Source organism: Acetobacter sp. DsW_063, assembly GCF_002153745.1.
Classification (GTDB): Bacteria; Pseudomonadota; Alphaproteobacteria; order Acetobacterales; family Acetobacteraceae; genus Acetobacter.
In genome coordinates, this window is record NZ_JOPL01000007.1 from 47,305 (window position 1) to 63,403 (window position 16,099).

A 16,099-nucleotide genomic window follows, 5' to 3' on the forward strand; every position below is an offset into this window, starting at 1 on the left:
GGGCGGCTGCGTCACGTCACCACGTCGCGCCGTTGGCGATCCTGTGCCACGTATTCGTCGCGACGCACGAATAGATGTAGGTGGCGTCGGTCTCTACCTGGCCAGCCGTGCAGGTTGCAGAGGATGACGCCGGAGTCCCAAACGGGAGCACTGCGGCCCCTCCAACCTTGAGGCCGCCTGCGAGACTCAAGCCGCCGCCGCCACTCTGTTGCGTTCCGATGTTAAAATTTCCGCTGGAGTCCGCAGTCAGGTAGACGGCAGCAGTGCTTGAGGCATTAGGAAAAAACAGCGCCTTGCCACTTGTCATATGCACATCGCTATCCGCCGTGACCGCGCCGGATGAATTAACGTGCAGGCCCGCGCCTGACGAACCGCCGAACAGCCCGAGGCCGCCAGCGGCGTCTGCATTGAATACGACGTCTCCCTTGGCCGTGCTGGCCGTCACCTTGTCGCCGCCGGTTAACGTCGAGACCAGTGTCGTTGTGCCGCCAACCAGTTCGGACCAGTGGAGGGCGACATTGCTCGCGGTGTTCGCACCCATATTGGTAGATGCTGCGATCAAACTTTCATAGGCAACGAGTGATATTTTATCACCTGAACCCGATCCGTCAGGCTGCACGGCGCTAGCGCCGATAAACTCGGCAAGTTCGTGGGTATCGCCTGCCGTTCCTACAACAACCGTCCCGTCCGTGCTGAGACCAGAATTAACACCGTTGTTTCCGTGAGCGTAGAACCCGTCCGAAATGAAGTTATTTGCCTTGGTGCCATTCCACGCGACGTAGCCATTCCAAGTGCTGCCACCGGCCATAAAGTCGTAGCTATCAAGCGACGGTTTATTCGGGCCGTTCATGGTCACAAGAATTCCCTTGGCGCGACCCATATAATCTGGAAGCCCCTGATGAAGGTCCATCTCGGCGATCTCGCAATCCGTAACAGGCTCAGGATACAGGCCAACCTCTGGCGAATTGGCGTCGCCTGACGTCTTGATCGATCGCGCTTCGAGGAAGCACATCGAATTATTCGAGATCGCGTGGGTGTAGACGCCCATGAACAGGTCCGCGTGGGTGTATGTCGGCCACATGGTCGTGTCGTAGGTCGTGCCCGGCACCTGCGTCGTGTCGGTATCCCCAGCGCCGAGAACGCGCCAGCCGCCGACTGTGATCGATGACCCATCCGACGCAATCGCAGTGATCTCGCCTGCATAGTCGTTGTTGGGCTGCCAGTATTTAGTCGCGTTGGTGCGCGTCGAGCCGACTGAATTGGTCATGACGTGCATGCCCACGCGTAGCAAGGCGATGTCCTGCGCGGCCAAAGACGGGCTAAAATAGGCGTGCGTGGAATCGTAAGTGACCGTCCTCACAGTGCCGTCGCCTGATGTTATGTCTCCACCAACCGACACCCACGGGTAGGACGAATCAGCAAAGATCCATGTCGCAGCCGCATCCATTTCCGGGTAGCCCGAGATTCCGCCCGATCCATCCGTCCCAGATGGGGCGAGCGCCGGTTGTGCTCCGCCGATGCCCGACTTGGTGAGGCCGACCCCGAACGTCGCGCCGAGACCGGACCCGCCATAAGGAGCCGCATAGACGAACGTTGGAGATGAGCCGCCGTAGCGGCGACCGCCCAGCATGACGGAGCGATTGTCGAGGATGCCGTATCCGAGATCATCCCCGATAGACACGCGCTGGGCAGCCGCAATGCTTATCTTGCCTGCGTTGTAGGTCGTGGCGGTGTCGCTGCCCGCATGGATCTGCCCCGTTGTGCTGACTGGAGCCGTCACGTTGCCGCTGGTGTCGAGACCCGCGACGCCGGACGCCACGCCCTTTTGCGTCAGCGGGATCGCGGCGCTCGCGGTGGTCTGGGCGGCGGCGGCGGCGGTCGTTGCGGTGTTGGCGGTGCTTTGCGCTGCTGCGGCTGCTGTCGTATTGTCGGCGATGGCGGTAACAGCTTGCGAGCCCGTCATGTCGCTGCTGAGCTTGGCATTGGACAGGTCGCCGGTCACTGGAGCCGTGATGTTGCCGCCACTGTCCAACGCCGCCACGCCATTCGCCGTGCCTATCTTGCTCGACGTGATGAGTTTGGCTGCGAGATTGGTCTCTGCTGTTGATATCGTCGTCTTTATCGCTGCGGCTACTCCGCCTACAGCAGACGACGATCTCCCTACCCCAGACGGCGCGGAGGCGTAGCCCCATCCCTGATTGGTCAAGGACAATCCCGACACCCCCCATAGCAGCGTCACGGTCGGCGGCGTGCAACTTGAGAGCGTGGACGTCAACGTCACCGGGTTAGACGGCACGCCGGACGCTGCAACCGAGCCGCCGCTGGTGATCGTGACCGTCGAGCCGGAACCACCATCGCCGTCCGATACCGTGAACGTGGCCCCGGAGTCTGGATCAGTCAGAGCGATTCCAGCCGGGCACCCGGTCCCGGATGCGGCAACGGACGCGGCAACGACCCCGTAGGAGGAAACGGACGCAGCGACGCTCTCGCCATTAGATGGCGCGTCGAATGTGATCGTCACCGGAAGATCGGCGGGTTTATAGACGCCGCCTGTCGTGATCGTCGCGCCTGACACCTGTCCGGCATAGATTGTGGTGTTGAGGTTAAGGCCGCGCGGCGGGATGAACTGAGCGCGCGCGGGAAGCGCCGAAACCGCCAACGTGGCGGCTGCGACGGCGGCAACTTTCGTATGGCGCATTGGGACTCTCAGGATGCAAAGGCGAAGGTAGGCGAGCCGGAGTTGTTCCACCAACCTCCATCTTCTGGCGCGCTTGTCGGGAGGCTTTCGATCCACACGTCCATCGCTGTGCTGTTGACGGTCGGAATCGTTTCGCCAGGTGCGGATGGCGCAACGGGCGTGAGAATACTCGCCGTGGCGCTGACGTTGATCGATACTATCGCCTGATAGGTCGCGCCGAGAGACGACAGGACCGCCACCGGGATCATGAGAGAGCCGCTCGCGGTCCACGAAGCCCACATCGTCACGATGTTGCCAAAGCTGGTCGTCCACGCCTGCGTCGCGTTGGTGCCGGTGCCGAACGCAAACGACGATATCGTCTCTGCGCCCGTCAATACGTTCGAAAAATCGACGCTATAATCATTGCCAGAGCCAAGATACGTCGAAGGCCACGTCGGAATCATAGACGACGTGAGCCCGCGCAGTCGCAAGCTATTGCATCCGCCAAGCGTCACAATGCGTGCTGTTGGACGCCAACTCATGCGCTCACTCCATCAAGTAGCTCAAGCGCCCTCGCCTGCCGCCGCGCGAGACGTGCGAGCCAGCCAGCGCCGAATTGCGTAAAGCCGTCGAGACTGCGGTAATGCCGCTCCTGCAGGCGCGAGACGTAGAGGATGCGCGCCGCCTGCTGGCCGGACTGGCTCTCCACCAGCGCCGCCTCTGTGATCGGGCCGTAGACACCATCCACATCGACACCGAGCCACCGCTGCAGCACCATCAGGCGAGACCGGCCCATGTTCAGGGCCTGATACGCCAAGCGAGCAACCGCAGAATCACTAAGCGCCGTTAGAGACGCGCCAACTCCTGCATTGACGCCATAGTCAAACCCCATCAGGTCAAGGCCGGACGGCAACGTGTCGCCGCGCACTTCCTGCCAATAGTTCTGGCGATAGATCGCGCCCGCCGTCTCGGCAGTCAGGCCGCGCATGTCCGACACTTCGACGCCGCGATGGAGCCATGTGGCGAGCGTGTTCGCGCTGATGCCCATGTTCGTGCCGATCAAGCGCCCGCGATACCAGTTGCCGGGGTCGCCGGAGATGCGCTGATAGCCGCCCTCTTCCTCCAGCGCGAAGGCGAGGCAGGCCTCGAAGTTTGTGGCGGTCATTGGTGCGGCCAGAAAAGCTTGTAGAGAGCAGCGGCAACAGCAAAGAGTCCGCCGGTACCGAGCGTGTTCGCGACCCACACGGTAAGCTTGATAGCGCCGTCGCGTTGATGCTCACGCTTTTCTCTAGCCTCCATCATTGCCTTTATGACTTTGATGTCGCCGCCCATGTCGTCCATGCGCGTCGAAAGCCGTTCGATCTGACGGGATTGCTCTTTCAGGTCGCTGTCGTGCTGGCGAACGAGATGAGTGATCACCTCTGGTGGCAATGGATTGGCAGCCGTCGCCATCCCGATTAGATCAGACATTCATTTGTTCCAGATACAAAAAAACCGCCTCAAAGGGCGGCAATTACTTGTTGCGGAGTGCAGCAACGAGTTGAGCGATGCCGGATATTAAATATCCAGACGCAGCCAAGGCCAACACGAACCACAGTGCGGCAAAACGCCAGACATCAAGTGAATTCATCGCTTGTACAAGCCCGCGCAATCCGGTAAAATCCGGCATGTTCATTCCTGGTGTCGTCAGGGGTGGACAAAAGAAACCCCCGCGCTGTGTCACCAGCCGGGGGTTTCGCTTTTCAGATCAATTTCGCCCCAGAAGGCGGCGTCAGGAGGCGGTATAGGTGCTGCCGATCGGATAATTGCTGTCAGGGTCAGCGACGGCGGCGCTGCCAGATGGCGGTGACCACGACGACGTACCGTCCCAAATGACAATGTTGTAGACGTATCCAGACGCCTGCGTAGACGTGGCGGAAGTGAGGTAGACCGCGTAACGCTCTGCGGACATCACGAAATCTCCCATATTTCAAACCAGGCAGACCCACCAGCGCCGCCCGTCGTCGCTGTTGTTGCGCTCAACGCATTGACTGTGCCGCCGCCGCCTGAGCCGCGCGATCCAGCGCCACCAGCGGCCCCTGCTCCACCCGGCGCTCCACCGGGAGCCCCAAATGGCGACGCGCCACCCGATCCGCCCTGACCGTAGAAATTAGTTGTGATGTTAAAGACTAATCCAGGCGTCGACGGATTTCCGGACGCGCTGCCCAGATCCGTAACAGACGAAGCAATCGTCGGATACGCGCCACCGGTAACAGCGCCTGCCATCATATTCGAATTGGCGCCTGTGGTGTTCACGCCGCCGAGTCCTCCGGGACACGAAACCAGCGACCCGAATGTCGAGGTGCCGCCTGAGTTGCCGGTCATCGCGCCGGTAACCGCTGCGCCGCCCGCCGCGATGGTGATCGGGATTATGTAAGTCCCATCGGACTGCAATGTCGCTGCGGCGAGAAGGGCGGCCCGCGTGATTTTGACGTAGGCGTAAGAACCTGAACTGCCGCCGGAAGAAACCGACGCTTGCGTTGATGATGTTGTGGATGCCCCAGCCGCGCTCGCACCGCCGCTGCACATTTTCAGCAGAATATAGGAGCAAATCATGTTTACGGTATAGTTTTGCGATACGCCACCATCTATTATATTGAGAACGCGCCCGGACTTTAGCTGCGGAATCGTCGGATATAGCGTCTCTGCCGCGATATAAGACGTCGTTGAGAGATTAGTGACTGAGGACGGCACAGTGACCGTGTAGAGCAGCACGACCGCACCCCCGGTCGGCGTAGTTGGCGCGCTGGTCGCGGCCTCAATCGTAATAGTCGAACTGCGGACGGTCGGCATAGCCGTTGCGTCGTTACCTTGCCCTGAAAGGGTCTGAGACGGGTTCGATGAATTAAAAAACGCAGCCACAGTGTTGGTTGTGTCGCTGTCGCTGCACACTGCGTAAATGCCGTATGTCGTCCCGGCTGATAGCGTAAGAGTCGATGCAGCCGTCAGGAGATATTGCACTGTCACGGCCGTGCTGTCCGCAGCAAGTCCGGCTGTCGTCGCGCCGATAGCCGTCACATCAACGACGCCCGGAGCGAGTACCGAACCAGCGCCGACCGTCAGCGTCATGGCTGTAGTCGAAAACGTCAGCGCGAAACCTTCAGCCGCCGAGACACCATCTCCGTAAACCTGAGATGCGAGTTTGCCGAGGCCAACCTTTGCGAAGCGCCCAGCGTACAGCATATCCGTGTCGAGCGGCACCGCGCCCGCATAGATGATGTTCCGGTCCATGATTATCCTACGAAGATTCGACCTGAACCCACGCGATGACGCCATCGGCTTTTGTCCGATTGATCGCGCTGTAGACTTCAGATGCCGATGCGGCGGCAGCCGCCGTTAAAAGGAATTGGCCACCCGAGAGATGCCCGTAATGCAGCCCGTTATTGTAGCCGTAGCCACCACCCATCGCCGGATACGCTGACGAGCCATACCCTTTGCAATCTTCTGCGTTGGTTGGCTCTATGATCGTCGGCGTGACGCCTGTCGCAGACTCAACAGCCGCGATGATCGCCGCCCGCGTGTTCTTCTCCGCTACAAGCGCGGCCTGTATCCGCGCCAGATACGATGCGTCGGTCTCGTCCGCGTTTCGCGGGAACCCGTCTGCACCAAACAGGTCCGCTGCGTGCATGTCCAGGGATGCGCCTGTGCTGGTCTGCAATCGCGTCTGATCGTTCACGTAGTCAAAAAGCGACCAGATCCACGCGAAGACGCTGGCGAATCCCGTCAGGATGCCGACAAGGACAGGAGCCTGTTCGTCTTCGTCAACGCCGGGCGCATCCGGAAACCACCTGTCCGGCAAAAGCTGCCGCAGCCGCCGAACAAAATCGGACTGATCTCCGGTCGCCATTATGCCGCCACTACGGTTATCGAGATCGTGCCCGCGCGGATAACGCCCGTGCTGGAAGCCGGAAGATCAGCCTGCGCGCCGTTGAGAAGCACGTCGGTGATAGATGTCGGCGTGACTGTCGCGTTGTTCCACGCGACGACGGAGAGGCGGCTGTAGGCGTAACCCGCGCCGACCGACTGTGCATCGATGTCCGTCGTCACCGCCGTCTGGATCGCGGTCTCAACAGCCGCAGTAGCCGTCCCGGACGGGACATTAACGGTCATCGACACGTTAGCCACCGTCTCGACGGGGCCAATGGTCGCAAACCCCACGCCACAAGCGCGAACTGCGTCGATCGCCGCGTAAACGTCTTCGATCAGCGTGTCGGATGGATCGCCCGTGCCGTCATCAACGACAGCGGTGAAATACCCCGCTCGCGTCGTCCCGTCCGCAGCCTGTCCGTCCATGATGGCATCGGTGAGATTGGTCTGCACGCCCGCGATTGCGCTCTCTATCGCCGCCTCACAGGCTGTCGCCTTCGCGGCCAGCCAGTCAGGAAACCGCGCGATCAGGGCTGCGTCTGTCTCGCCGTCCGATCCGTTCACAACGGCTGTCGTGTTGGTCGCGATGTCGATCCCAGAGATCGCCGTGCCAAGCAGGCAGATCGCGCCAGCCGCGACGTTCCCGGCTGTCCCCGTCGTAGTGCACTGCACCGGGACAGTAATCGACGCCGTTCCAGACGGTCGGACATAAGCCGCCGCAGTCGTGCTCCACGCACTGTTCGACGTGTCTTCCGTGACCGCGTAGATCAGCCCGGAGACCGTCTTCACCGTGTCGCCAACGGCCACCGTCGCCGATTGCCCGGATGGGGAAAACGACGTCATCGTGACGCTGGTCGTCGCGGCTGTGCCAGCCTCGCGCGACATGCCGAACTGCTCGACCCAGGTATCGATATCCGATCCGGTGGAGGTCGTCAGGTAAACGCGCGTCAGGATCTGGAGCGCAACATATTGCAGCCAGAGTCCGACACCAGCCACCGCTTCCATCAGCGCGCGACCGACCGTGCCAACTGTCATGTCGAGCAAAGACGCGCACGCGCCCTGCGCCGCCGTTATCGCCGTCGATACGGTCGTTGAGAATGATCGGAGTGTCAGTGACATTTTACGCCGTGTAGCTCAGGGCTTGTTGCGTCTGCGACGCCGCATCCGTGTATTGGATCAGGCAGGTGAATGACCCGCCGCCATTATCTGTGACGGTGGTCGTGACCGGCTGGGACTGATCAACGCCAGTTTCCATCGCCATCTGTTCAGCAATAACGCCCTGAATCATCGTCGCCGTTATTGGGCTGCCGATCATCGCCGGTGCGCCCGCGCCGTAATCGAGCGACCAGAGATATCCGCCTGGATTGGTGCAGAGCCGACGCAGGATGGATTGTTGCGTCGCGGTAGGTTCTTCAACGACGGCAATCCCGCCTGAACTGTTCAGCAGGATATCTCCGCCGAAGACGTGGCTTATGAGGTTCATCGTCTATCAACCAACCGGGCCGCCGGTGTTCGCGCCGCTGTTTCCGTTCGTGTGGACGTGACTATTCAGGCTGTGCGCGGACGTTTTCACGTCGGACTGCCCAGTAACCGTACCGCTCGCCGTTATGTCGCCACCAGTCACAGACAGGCCGGAACTGCTGAGCGTCATCGTGCAGCCGCCTACTTTTGCGATGATCGACGACGTTGTAATCACCAACGTCGCATCTCCCGCACCCGCGAAGAAGCCGCCTGCCGTGACATGGAACCAGCCCGCACCCTCGGTGGCGTCGCCCGCTGTTCGACTATCCGTGTCGGTAGGCGGCGCTCCACACCCAGCCATGACCAGCATTTCACCGGACTGCGCCACTTCGCCTGTCTGTGGTGACGTTGGAGACTGGATTATGTCGTCAAAGACATCGGCGGACACGACGAGGTGTTCAGCGTCCCCACCAATCGGCGTCACCTTGACGTGCTGCCCGATGGACGGCGGCGCGGACATACGAAGATCGCCGGAGCGCACACCGACGCCATACTGAATCCACCCGCTTTCAACGCCGTCCGGCTGAAGTGTAACCTTAACCGCGTGGTTAATCGGGTCTACCGCCGTGACGAGGCCATAAGATGACGCTGGGATAGAGTTCGCGACCGCCTGCCCCACCATTCTCGCGATGGTGGCTGACAAGCTCCTAGTCATACTCGATGCTTTCGTCTTCCGCCGTGTCGCGCGTGCGAAGCGTCACGTTCTGTGTGTAACCCTGATCCCAACCGAATGTGCTGGACACGGCGTCCACATCATGCGTGCCATCCCATGTCGTGCCGGTGCCGGTGAGCGTCATAAACTGGCGCGGAGCCAACGACGCTCGACCGTGCATCGTGAAACTCAGCGTCCTGTCGTGGGCGATGATCTGCCGGTAAAGGGTCTCGGCTTTCGCTTGCAACTGGTCCTGTTTTAGCCCCGGGAACTTGAAGCTGTGCATCGTTCCGTTGGTCAGGGCGTTCGTTTTCCCTGCGCCCAGAGCAGAGAAATACACTTCCGACTTGATCCGCTGCTTACTGTCCCACGAAATGCAATGCACGACGACGCCCTTCGCCGTCTGGTAGTCGCGCGAAAAACTGGCATCCCAGAAGTCGGATGTGATTGGCGACCCACTACCAAGATCGACGTAATGCACCGACGTCACTGATGATGCTGCGTCTGCGCTCGAAGGATATGGCGCGACGACAATTGTCTTCCCGTCCGCGTAGATGTCGCAATTCGAACCGTTCGCGACATAGCGCGCCAGATCAAAGGCGGTCTGGAAACGATGCTGACCGGCTGCGGAATGCCGCTTGTGTTCGATCTGCCAGAACTGCCCTTCGTATCCCGTGGAGACCGTGACGTTTGGCGTCAACCCAGCCGCTGTAATGACGGACTTCAGAAGCTCTGTGCCGGTCTGGTTCAGCCACGCGTCGATAACGCGCATGTCCATCAGCTTCGCGAGATAGTCGCGACAGGTTATCGACGCGCTGCTGCTGAACGGTCTGAAAGCGACGTTATCGACGATCCCCTGAAACACCGCCGCCCATTGTGTGCCGGACGTTTCTTCGTCGCGCATCTGCAACTGGATATCGATGTCAGAGAGTGCCGACCCAGCGGTAGGGTCGGACACGTCGAACCAGTAAGGAGCCCGCGTCACCGATCTATCAAACGCGAGTTCCAACGTCAGCGTGTCGCACCGACCGTAGCGTGTCCTGTCGAGAGAAAACGACAGAACGCCGAAGCCTGTTTGCTCAGAACCATTTACAAGCAGCCTACAACGCGGGGAATGCCACGGATTGCGCCGCGTCCCCGTCACCGTAATGCTGTCGCTCATTGGTCAGGGATGCCGTCCGTTTGCGTGGAGTCAACGACCGGCAACTGAAGCGCCACAGGCGTCGTAAAGGACGACAGGTCCGGATCAGACATGCCGTTGAGTTGCGCTATCCGCCACCATTGTGTGGCGTCGCCGAGTTGCGCCGCCGCGACGTGATAAAGCGTCCGGTCGGACGAGGTGACTTTTACCGTAGCCATCAGGAGATCACCGAGACCGTCGTGCCGGATGCGACGCCTGTGTTGAGCGCAGCGCGCCCGACTGACGCCCGCGCGTCTACCGCCGTGGAGGCAATGCTCGCGTTCTGGGCGACGGTCGTCAGCGCTGAGGCGTCCCCAACGGTGATCGCCTCAAGGTTCGCTCCGGCGTCTGAAATCGTGGTCCCGAGTGACGTTGCCGCTGATTGCATCGAAGTAATCATGGTCGCAACAGATGACGGCGCAGACGCAAGGTTCGTCGCTGCGCCCGTCAGGCTTGTCACCGCAGACAGGTCGGTGGATACGCTTGCCAACGCCGATCCTGCGCCGACAAGGCTAGCGAGCGGCGTAATTTGCCCTACCACCGCGCCTAACTGACTGCTCGCACTGGAGATCGCTGACGAGACGGTTGAGATCGTGTCTGTAACGGATGTGATAGCATTCGAGGCATCGGAACCGATCAGAGCAGAAAGCGCGCTCGACGCCGTACTGCTGCTCGTCGTGGTCGACGGTATCTGCTCAAGCTGGATCTCATACGGGATGACCGCGCCCTTGCGGGTGTATTCATACCAATATTCGGCGATCTTTACCTGAGCTGCGAAGCCAGGGGCTGAGAAGGCGACAGGCTTACCGGCCACCCGCATTTTCTTCAGGAGTTGTGCGCGGGAAAGCGCATTTGGCCCGAGGAAACGTGCAGAAAAGATGATCCTGTTCGGATCGTTGCCGACCGCATCGACTATTCGGCCCCCACCTGGCAACCTCTGAACGACAAGTTGCTGAAGGCCGCCGTCGCGGATCACGTCAGGGACTTCAGCGCCGGAAAGAGTCACACTCCCTATGACGACAGACGCACTCGTCCCGAGGCGGCCAACGGATCCGATGGCTGCCTCGATCGACGTGAGCGACATGGTATTCCTGAGTTACGGCTGGCCGGTAAAGATTGGCCACTTCTGTATTGGCGCGGTCGAGTCGCGCGGCACGAACGGCCAGTGTTCAGTGTTGATCTGACTGTTCTCGGCCATAGCCTGCAAATTCGGGTCGGCCCGGAAGTCGAGAGGAATCATCTTGGAATTGTAGATGTTCGGGTCGTGGATATTACTCCACCGCTCGCATCGGCTGTAGGCGGCATCAAAGCTGAGCGGCACTCCGTTGACGTCTCCATGCGCCATCATCGTGTGCATGCACTGGATGTCGGTCGCGCCGGGGAATCTTCCTGTGTTAGCGCATCCTGCCAGCAGCAGGCCGACTGCAAGAGTTAAGCGTCGCATTTTCCACGTCTGATTGATGATTGAAGCGACATTATCGAGCCTTGCGACTCGTCGCGTCAACCCAACAAAAAAGCCGCCACCCGGTCGGGTAAGCGGCGTGGACGCACGAATGCGGATGATACAGATTTATAGGGGTGTTTTCGTACGGTTTGTCAAGGGGATTGTGGGGGTGTCTGGCCGTGGCCAAGGGCGAAATCGGCGTCGCTGGCTGGAATCAGGCCTAGAGTGGCGTCAGCAACACAACGTGATACACGCAATTTGCGTTTTAATTTGACACGAATCTTGCGTGTCACTTAGATCAGTCCTGCAAGACGCCTCGATACCCGAACTGTCTCCGTATGGTGTGCGTGTCTACCGCTCGGTAGTCTAGGGTATTGAGGCGCACCTACCTAAAATTCCAGATGTTGTCGATCTTCCCAGAGCGACCCAACATTGAGCGCCATCGTCCAGCGTCTGGCTTGTCTGATTTGTAGGATCTGGCAATGGCCCCGGCCACCATGTCGGCCAATTGAATTAGCGGCTCACCCTTTGAGTCTTTTAGACTCACCTTCCGAACGCACCCGGCGTCTACGCTGCGCCGTAAATAGCCGCAAAATTCCTTTTTAAAATCCCTGTCTCCAGACCCATCAATAATCACTTTGGCGTCTTTGAGAACCCCATTGTCGTGTCTAAGCATCTGCCCGATAAAGTAATTGTAAAATTTATCCTTATTCTCTCTCAGAGTTGGTGAATATATCTTTGATTTGTCAACAACAACTGATCGCGATATAAAATCACACTTACAAACTTCCCTGAAAAACTCATCCCTATAGTCATTGCATAATTTTCCGAATTTAAACTCCGGGCCAATTTCTAATTTCTTAGATAAATCTTGTATCGATTTAATCGCATGGGCGATGGCGGATTCTGTCGTGAAGATAACCATCGTCGTAATGAAGTGTTGCGACGAACCTTTGGTAATTTTGAACCCGGCGTCGCCCGATTCATCGATGAATATCCACATGCCCGATTATAGGGCACACGCCCTTAGCCGTTACAAGTGGGATTAGCTCATATCGTAAATGTTTCTTAGAGAAATCAATTATGTAGTGATATTTCAAGTGTCGATCCCTTCCTCAGTGGCCCACATCATTGCGAGCCGCCAACACCTGACCGCACCCTCCCGCCGGGCGGCGCGGTTCCGGGATGGATGGCGTCGTCCACCATCCCCTCAAATTAACAAAACAAAAATCTTTACGCGTCGCGTAATACGCGTTATATAATACCCATGTCGATACGGTCATTCGCCTCCAAAGCTACCGAGACCCTGTTCCGCACCGGGCGGCACAAGGACTTCTCCGGTATCGCCAAGGTGGCGGTGCGTAAACTCGATATGCTCGAAGCCGCGACAGTTCTGCAGGATCTTCGCTCTCCGCCAGCGAACCACCTTGAAGCCCTAAAGGGCGATCGCGCCGGACAGCACTCGATCCGCATCAACGACCAGTTTCGCATCTGCTTCATCTGGGGCTCATCAGGCCCAGAGCAGGTCGAGATCGTAGACTATCACTAACAGGGAGGCTTGAAGGTTATGGCACGCATTATGACGCACCCCGGAGAAGTTCTCCGCGAGGAATTTATGATCCCCATGGGGCTGAGCGCGAACGCCCTAGCCCTTCAGTTGCGCGTCCCGGCTAACAGGATCACCGCGATCATCAAGGAAGAGCGCGGCGTATCGCCCGAGACGGCGCTACGGCTGTCCCGGTTCTTCGGCACGACGCCGCAGTTCTGGATCAATCTCCAGGCGAACCACGACCTGTCGCGCGTGTCGGCTGGCATCGGCGCACAGATCGAAAAGGAAGTGGCCCCTTATGAGGCCGCTTGAGAATGGTGAAGGTTCCTAAGCACCCCAAGCCGGGCCGTAAGCTGATTGTTTATCTATTCCTATTGCTCGCAGGTGGCCTCGCGCTCTTCTATCTTAGCGGCGGCCCTGTGGGGCTACGCTCGTCTACGGGTGACAGGAGCGCATCCACCGTTTTTGGCGCAAGAACAGGACGATAATATTTAGACGATAAAAATAACTCGGCGAAATACTTCGAGCGGGCCTACAAATTACGTTGCGCGACGCCCTGTTAGAAACTACGCCATGCTCGCGGCGGTTCCTCGGCTTCTAGCGCGCCTCCAATTCTGGGGCCAGCCGGGGAACTGACTACGCGCTGAATCGCGCGTCGCCGTAAATTCAAGGAGACCTGCCATGACGACAGGTACCGTTAAATGGTTCAACGCAATCAAGGGATACGGCTTCATCGCCCCTGATGACGGGGCCCCCGACGTGTTCATACACATCAGCGCACTGGAGCAGTCCGGCCTGAAAAATCTTAATGAAGGTCAGAAAATCAACTACGCGTTGCAAAATGGCCGGGACGGCAAGCCCAGCGCGGTCAACGTTAGCCTTGCTTAGCCGCATACTCGATATGTGACTGCGCGGCGGGTTGTAATCCCGCCGCCAGATATCACATGCAACCTCTACAATGGAGGCTGCAATGCGCAAGCCAATATACGGGAGCGGAGATTCCCGCTCACACAATAGACCCACACAACAAGTCGGCAGACACTTCGCGGATAGAGCGACTATGTGCATGCCAGCTGAAGCGATCCTGCCGCAACTCCGGGCCGAACGCGCGAAGCGACGAGCCGCTGACGACGCCAGAGCGCGCGCCCTGATGGCTAGAGATCAGGAACAGTGGGAGAGCGAGGGCGGCTTTCTATCTGGCAGGCCGCAGCCCTAACGAACTGTCGGGATACATCCGCGTTACCGTCGCACGGACGGCACCATAACAAGCCTCATCTGTCACAGGCTCACAGTGTCGTCCGGCCAAATCTGGAGACGCCCCTCTAAACCACCTCCAACGCCCGCCTCTCCCGAAGCACGGCTTTCGCGTCCAGATCGTCCCAAATCTGCTTCAGCGCGTGCGCCGCAGTCTTCAGGCGCTCCCGTTGCTCGTCTTCCGGCAGCGCGTCCGATCCACGCTTGTTCACCATGTTCGCCACCAAGCCGAGCGAAAAACCGATCTCGGCTGGCTCCATCCGCTCGCGCGGACGGTCGCCGTCAACCAGCGCGCTCATGACGCTGGCTCCGGGGTCTTGGCGAAAGGGACGGCTGCACGAGCGGTCTCCTGTTCAGCGCGGATGGCGTCGATCAGCCTCACGCTCCAGTGCCACGCCTGAGCCGTGCCCTTGGCGTGCTTTCTGTTTGTTTCGTCAAGGCGCGCGAACGGCCTACCCTTCTCGGTGGGGGCCCAATTGTTCCGATCATCCTTTTCTTGAAACCCAAGGCTGCGAATAAGCCTGTTTGCAGCCACAGCCGCCGCATGCCCGGAACCAAGGCCGAGTGCCTCGCCAACCTGCGTTGCAGTCAGGTATTTATCCTGCTCAACCGCAGGCTGATACGTGATCCCCATGATTTCGAGAGGGTTCTCGCCGCACTTTTTCTCGCAATATCGAGCGCCGTAGAAACCGGCCTGCGTGGCGTCCATTCCCATCAGGATCGCGATGCCCTGCCCCGTCTTGAAGACAGAAAGCGGACTAGGCTTACGGATGCGTTTTGGCTTCTGCGCCGACTGCTTCCCAAAATAGCTGCGGACAAGGGCCTTCTGCACGTCCCAAGCCATGTCGTCGGTGAACGACTTGACGAGCATCAGATACCCCTGCTCGGTCAGGATCACCAACCCATTCGGGGCGGTAAATCCCATTTCTCTGGCTTCGTCCGAATTTCGGACGAAGTAATCTTCACCCTCGGTGAGCCGCGCTTTATTGTCATTAAACCTCTTGCGTGCCGTGCCTTCTGGCCTCTGATGAAGTTCATCCACCATCTTGAAGGTGACGACGCGCTGGCCTGCATACTCGACCACGTTCACAGCGCGGTCGTTGATCGTGACCTGATTCATGCTGCGCCTCCTTCAACTTGCACTTCCCTGTCTTCAGCGACGTTGCGCATAAACTCGTTGCGCTTACGTTCGAATTCAGGCAGGCTGTAGGAAGCGGTGATCTTTTGTACTGCTGTTGATGAGCCTTCAAGGAATCTCTTTTCGGCCTTTCGATGCCCAGCCCCGTGCTGCACAAGGGCGCTCAAGAATGCTGCCGCGTAATCATGTGGGACCAGACGCTCGCGCCCATTCTCTGTCGTGATCCACACGAGAAGATCGCAGTAAGGGCCGTCGATGAATGTGCGCTCTGCGTTAAGGGCGCTCTGCGGTGGCATTTTCAGGAGTTTCACCACGTCGCTCAGAGGAGAAAACGGGAGCGTCAGGCGACCGGATGGGGGCAGGAAATACCTGCACTCCAAATTCTCCCACCTCTGCACGTGAATTGGTTTTGCGCACGAAGGCGCATTTGTGCTATCTGTCATCCGTTGAATCTCTCCAAGGTTCACTCAGAGGCATCGGGGCTTGCTTGGCGGCTCCCCGGTGCCTTTTCTGTTTTCAGAAGAACTGACGCGAGCAGTTCGTTAATTTCCGACGTCAGGCTGCGAACACTTCCCGCAGCGGATCGTCGAAGCGCCTCATAAACATCAGGCCTCAGCCGTAATGTCATCCGAGGACAATCTTGGAATGGGGTTGGGATTTGCATCTCCTTACGTCGTACGACACTGATGTCGTGTCGCCACAATGAATGGACACGAGTGTCGTGTCAACTGGATATGACACGAGAGTCGTGTTACCGATATTTCATTGTTTCAGGAGG

General features: G+C 58.9%; 23 protein-coding genes. 4 read left to right on the forward strand and 19 right to left on the reverse strand.

The window, feature by feature from the left end:
* Positions 1-16 precede the first annotated feature (16 nt).
* The 16 genes from HK28_RS01800 to HK28_RS01870 all read right to left on the reverse strand — a co-directional run bounded on the left by HK28_RS01800 (position 17) and on the right by HK28_RS01870 (position 12,383).
* Positions 17-2,698, reverse strand: a complete 2,682-nt coding sequence (locus tag HK28_RS01800) for a hypothetical protein (RefSeq protein WP_086642908.1) — start codon at positions 2,696-2,698, stop codon at positions 17-19.
* Between the two features lie 8 nt (positions 2,699-2,706).
* On the reverse strand, positions 2,707-3,219 hold the full coding sequence (locus HK28_RS01805) for a hypothetical protein (protein ID WP_086642909.1): 513 nt from the start codon (positions 3,217-3,219) through the stop codon (positions 2,707-2,709).
* Positions 3,216-3,842: a glycosyl hydrolase 108 family protein gene (locus tag HK28_RS01810; RefSeq protein WP_086642910.1), complete on the reverse strand. Its 627-nt coding sequence runs from the start codon at positions 3,840-3,842 to the stop codon at positions 3,216-3,218. The genes HK28_RS01805 and HK28_RS01810 overlap by 4 nt, the downstream gene beginning before the upstream one ends.
* Positions 3,839-4,147 (reverse strand): hypothetical protein, encoded by a 309-nt coding sequence (locus HK28_RS01815; protein ID WP_086642911.1) that lies wholly within the window; start codon positions 4,145-4,147, stop codon positions 3,839-3,841. Before HK28_RS01815 ends, HK28_RS01810 begins: the two co-directional genes overlap by 4 nt.
* Positions 4,148-4,190: 43 nt before the next feature.
* Positions 4,191-4,346: a hypothetical protein gene (locus tag HK28_RS13905; protein WP_158093354.1), complete on the reverse strand. Its 156-nt coding sequence runs from the start codon at positions 4,344-4,346 to the stop codon at positions 4,191-4,193.
* Positions 4,347-4,448: 102 nt separating this feature from the next.
* On the reverse strand, positions 4,449-4,628 hold the full coding sequence (locus tag HK28_RS01820; RefSeq protein ID WP_086642912.1) for a hypothetical protein: 180 nt from the start codon (positions 4,626-4,628) through the stop codon (positions 4,449-4,451).
* Entirely contained in the window at positions 4,628-5,947 is a 1,320-nt protein-coding gene (locus tag HK28_RS01825; protein WP_086642913.1) for a hypothetical protein, read from the reverse strand. Before HK28_RS01825 ends, HK28_RS01820 begins: the two co-directional genes overlap by 1 nt.
* 7 nt (positions 5,948-5,954) lie before the next feature.
* The gene (locus HK28_RS01830; protein WP_086642914.1) at positions 5,955-6,563 is read right to left on the reverse strand and encodes a hypothetical protein; all 609 of its coding nucleotides are present in this window, start codon (positions 6,561-6,563) and stop codon (positions 5,955-5,957) included.
* A complete protein-coding gene (locus tag HK28_RS01835; protein WP_086642915.1) occupies positions 6,563-7,702 on the reverse strand; it encodes a baseplate J/gp47 family protein in 1,140 nt (379 codons plus the stop codon). The genes HK28_RS01830 and HK28_RS01835 overlap by 1 nt, the downstream gene beginning before the upstream one ends.
* Before the next feature lies 1 nt (position 7,703).
* Complete coding sequence (locus HK28_RS01840) at positions 7,704-8,066, reverse strand: phage tail protein (RefSeq protein WP_086642916.1); 363 nt, start codon at positions 8,064-8,066, stop codon at positions 7,704-7,706.
* A gap of 6 nt (positions 8,067-8,072) precedes the next feature.
* Positions 8,073-8,747, reverse strand: coding sequence for a baseplate assembly protein (locus tag HK28_RS01845; RefSeq protein ID WP_233140295.1), 675 nt, complete (start codon positions 8,745-8,747; stop codon positions 8,073-8,075).
* A gap of 4 nt (positions 8,748-8,751) precedes the next feature.
* Positions 8,752-9,918: a hypothetical protein gene (locus tag HK28_RS01850; protein WP_086642918.1), complete on the reverse strand. Its 1,167-nt coding sequence runs from the start codon at positions 9,916-9,918 to the stop codon at positions 8,752-8,754.
* Complete coding sequence (locus tag HK28_RS01855) at positions 9,915-10,118, reverse strand: hypothetical protein (protein WP_198945764.1); 204 nt, start codon at positions 10,116-10,118, stop codon at positions 9,915-9,917. The genes HK28_RS01850 and HK28_RS01855 overlap by 4 nt, the downstream gene beginning before the upstream one ends.
* On the reverse strand, positions 10,115-11,020 hold the full coding sequence (locus tag HK28_RS01860) for a hypothetical protein (RefSeq protein WP_086642920.1): 906 nt from the start codon (positions 11,018-11,020) through the stop codon (positions 10,115-10,117). The genes HK28_RS01855 and HK28_RS01860 overlap by 4 nt, the downstream gene beginning before the upstream one ends.
* Positions 11,021-11,032: 12 nt before the next feature.
* Positions 11,033-11,380, reverse strand: a complete 348-nt coding sequence (locus tag HK28_RS01865) for a hypothetical protein (RefSeq protein WP_086642921.1) — start codon at positions 11,378-11,380, stop codon at positions 11,033-11,035.
* 385 nt (positions 11,381-11,765) lie between these two features.
* The gene (locus tag HK28_RS01870; protein ID WP_086642922.1) at positions 11,766-12,383 is read right to left on the reverse strand and encodes a DUF3800 domain-containing protein; all 618 of its coding nucleotides are present in this window, start codon (positions 12,381-12,383) and stop codon (positions 11,766-11,768) included.
* Positions 12,384-12,647: 264 nt separating this feature from the next.
* Between HK28_RS01870 and HK28_RS01875 the strand changes: the two genes are divergently transcribed.
* The 4 genes from HK28_RS01875 to HK28_RS13910 all read left to right on the forward strand — a co-directional run bounded on the left by HK28_RS01875 (position 12,648) and on the right by HK28_RS13910 (position 14,145).
* The gene (locus HK28_RS01875; RefSeq protein WP_086642923.1) at positions 12,648-12,929 is read left to right on the forward strand and encodes a type II toxin-antitoxin system RelE/ParE family toxin; all 282 of its coding nucleotides are present in this window, start codon (positions 12,648-12,650) and stop codon (positions 12,927-12,929) included.
* An 18-nt stretch (positions 12,930-12,947) separates the two neighbouring features.
* Positions 12,948-13,241, forward strand: a complete 294-nt coding sequence (locus HK28_RS01880) for a HigA family addiction module antitoxin (protein ID WP_086642924.1) — start codon at positions 12,948-12,950, stop codon at positions 13,239-13,241.
* A gap of 369 nt (positions 13,242-13,610) precedes the next feature.
* Complete coding sequence (locus HK28_RS01885; RefSeq protein WP_086642925.1) at positions 13,611-13,817, forward strand: cold-shock protein; 207 nt, start codon at positions 13,611-13,613, stop codon at positions 13,815-13,817.
* A gap of 178 nt (positions 13,818-13,995) precedes the next feature.
* Positions 13,996-14,145, forward strand: a complete 150-nt coding sequence (locus HK28_RS13910) for a hypothetical protein (RefSeq protein ID WP_158093355.1) — start codon at positions 13,996-13,998, stop codon at positions 14,143-14,145.
* A 106-nt stretch (positions 14,146-14,251) separates the two neighbouring features.
* On the opposite strand, the gene HK28_RS01890 is transcribed toward HK28_RS13910, so the two are convergent.
* The 3 genes from HK28_RS01890 to HK28_RS01900 are packed head-to-tail and all read right to left on the reverse strand — an operon-like array spanning position 14,252 to position 15,632.
* Entirely contained in the window at positions 14,252-14,482 is a 231-nt protein-coding gene (locus HK28_RS01890) for a hypothetical protein (RefSeq protein WP_086642926.1), read from the reverse strand.
* Positions 14,479-15,303 carry an ORF6N domain-containing protein gene (locus HK28_RS01895; RefSeq protein ID WP_086642927.1) on the reverse strand — a complete coding sequence of 275 codons (825 nt, stop codon included), beginning with the start codon at positions 15,301-15,303 and terminating at the stop codon, positions 14,479-14,481. The genes HK28_RS01890 and HK28_RS01895 overlap by 4 nt, the downstream gene beginning before the upstream one ends.
* Positions 15,300-15,632 (reverse strand): hypothetical protein, encoded by a 333-nt coding sequence (locus tag HK28_RS01900; protein ID WP_143217277.1) that lies wholly within the window; start codon positions 15,630-15,632, stop codon positions 15,300-15,302. Before HK28_RS01900 ends, HK28_RS01895 begins: the two co-directional genes overlap by 4 nt.
* Positions 15,633-16,099 lie beyond the last annotated feature (467 nt).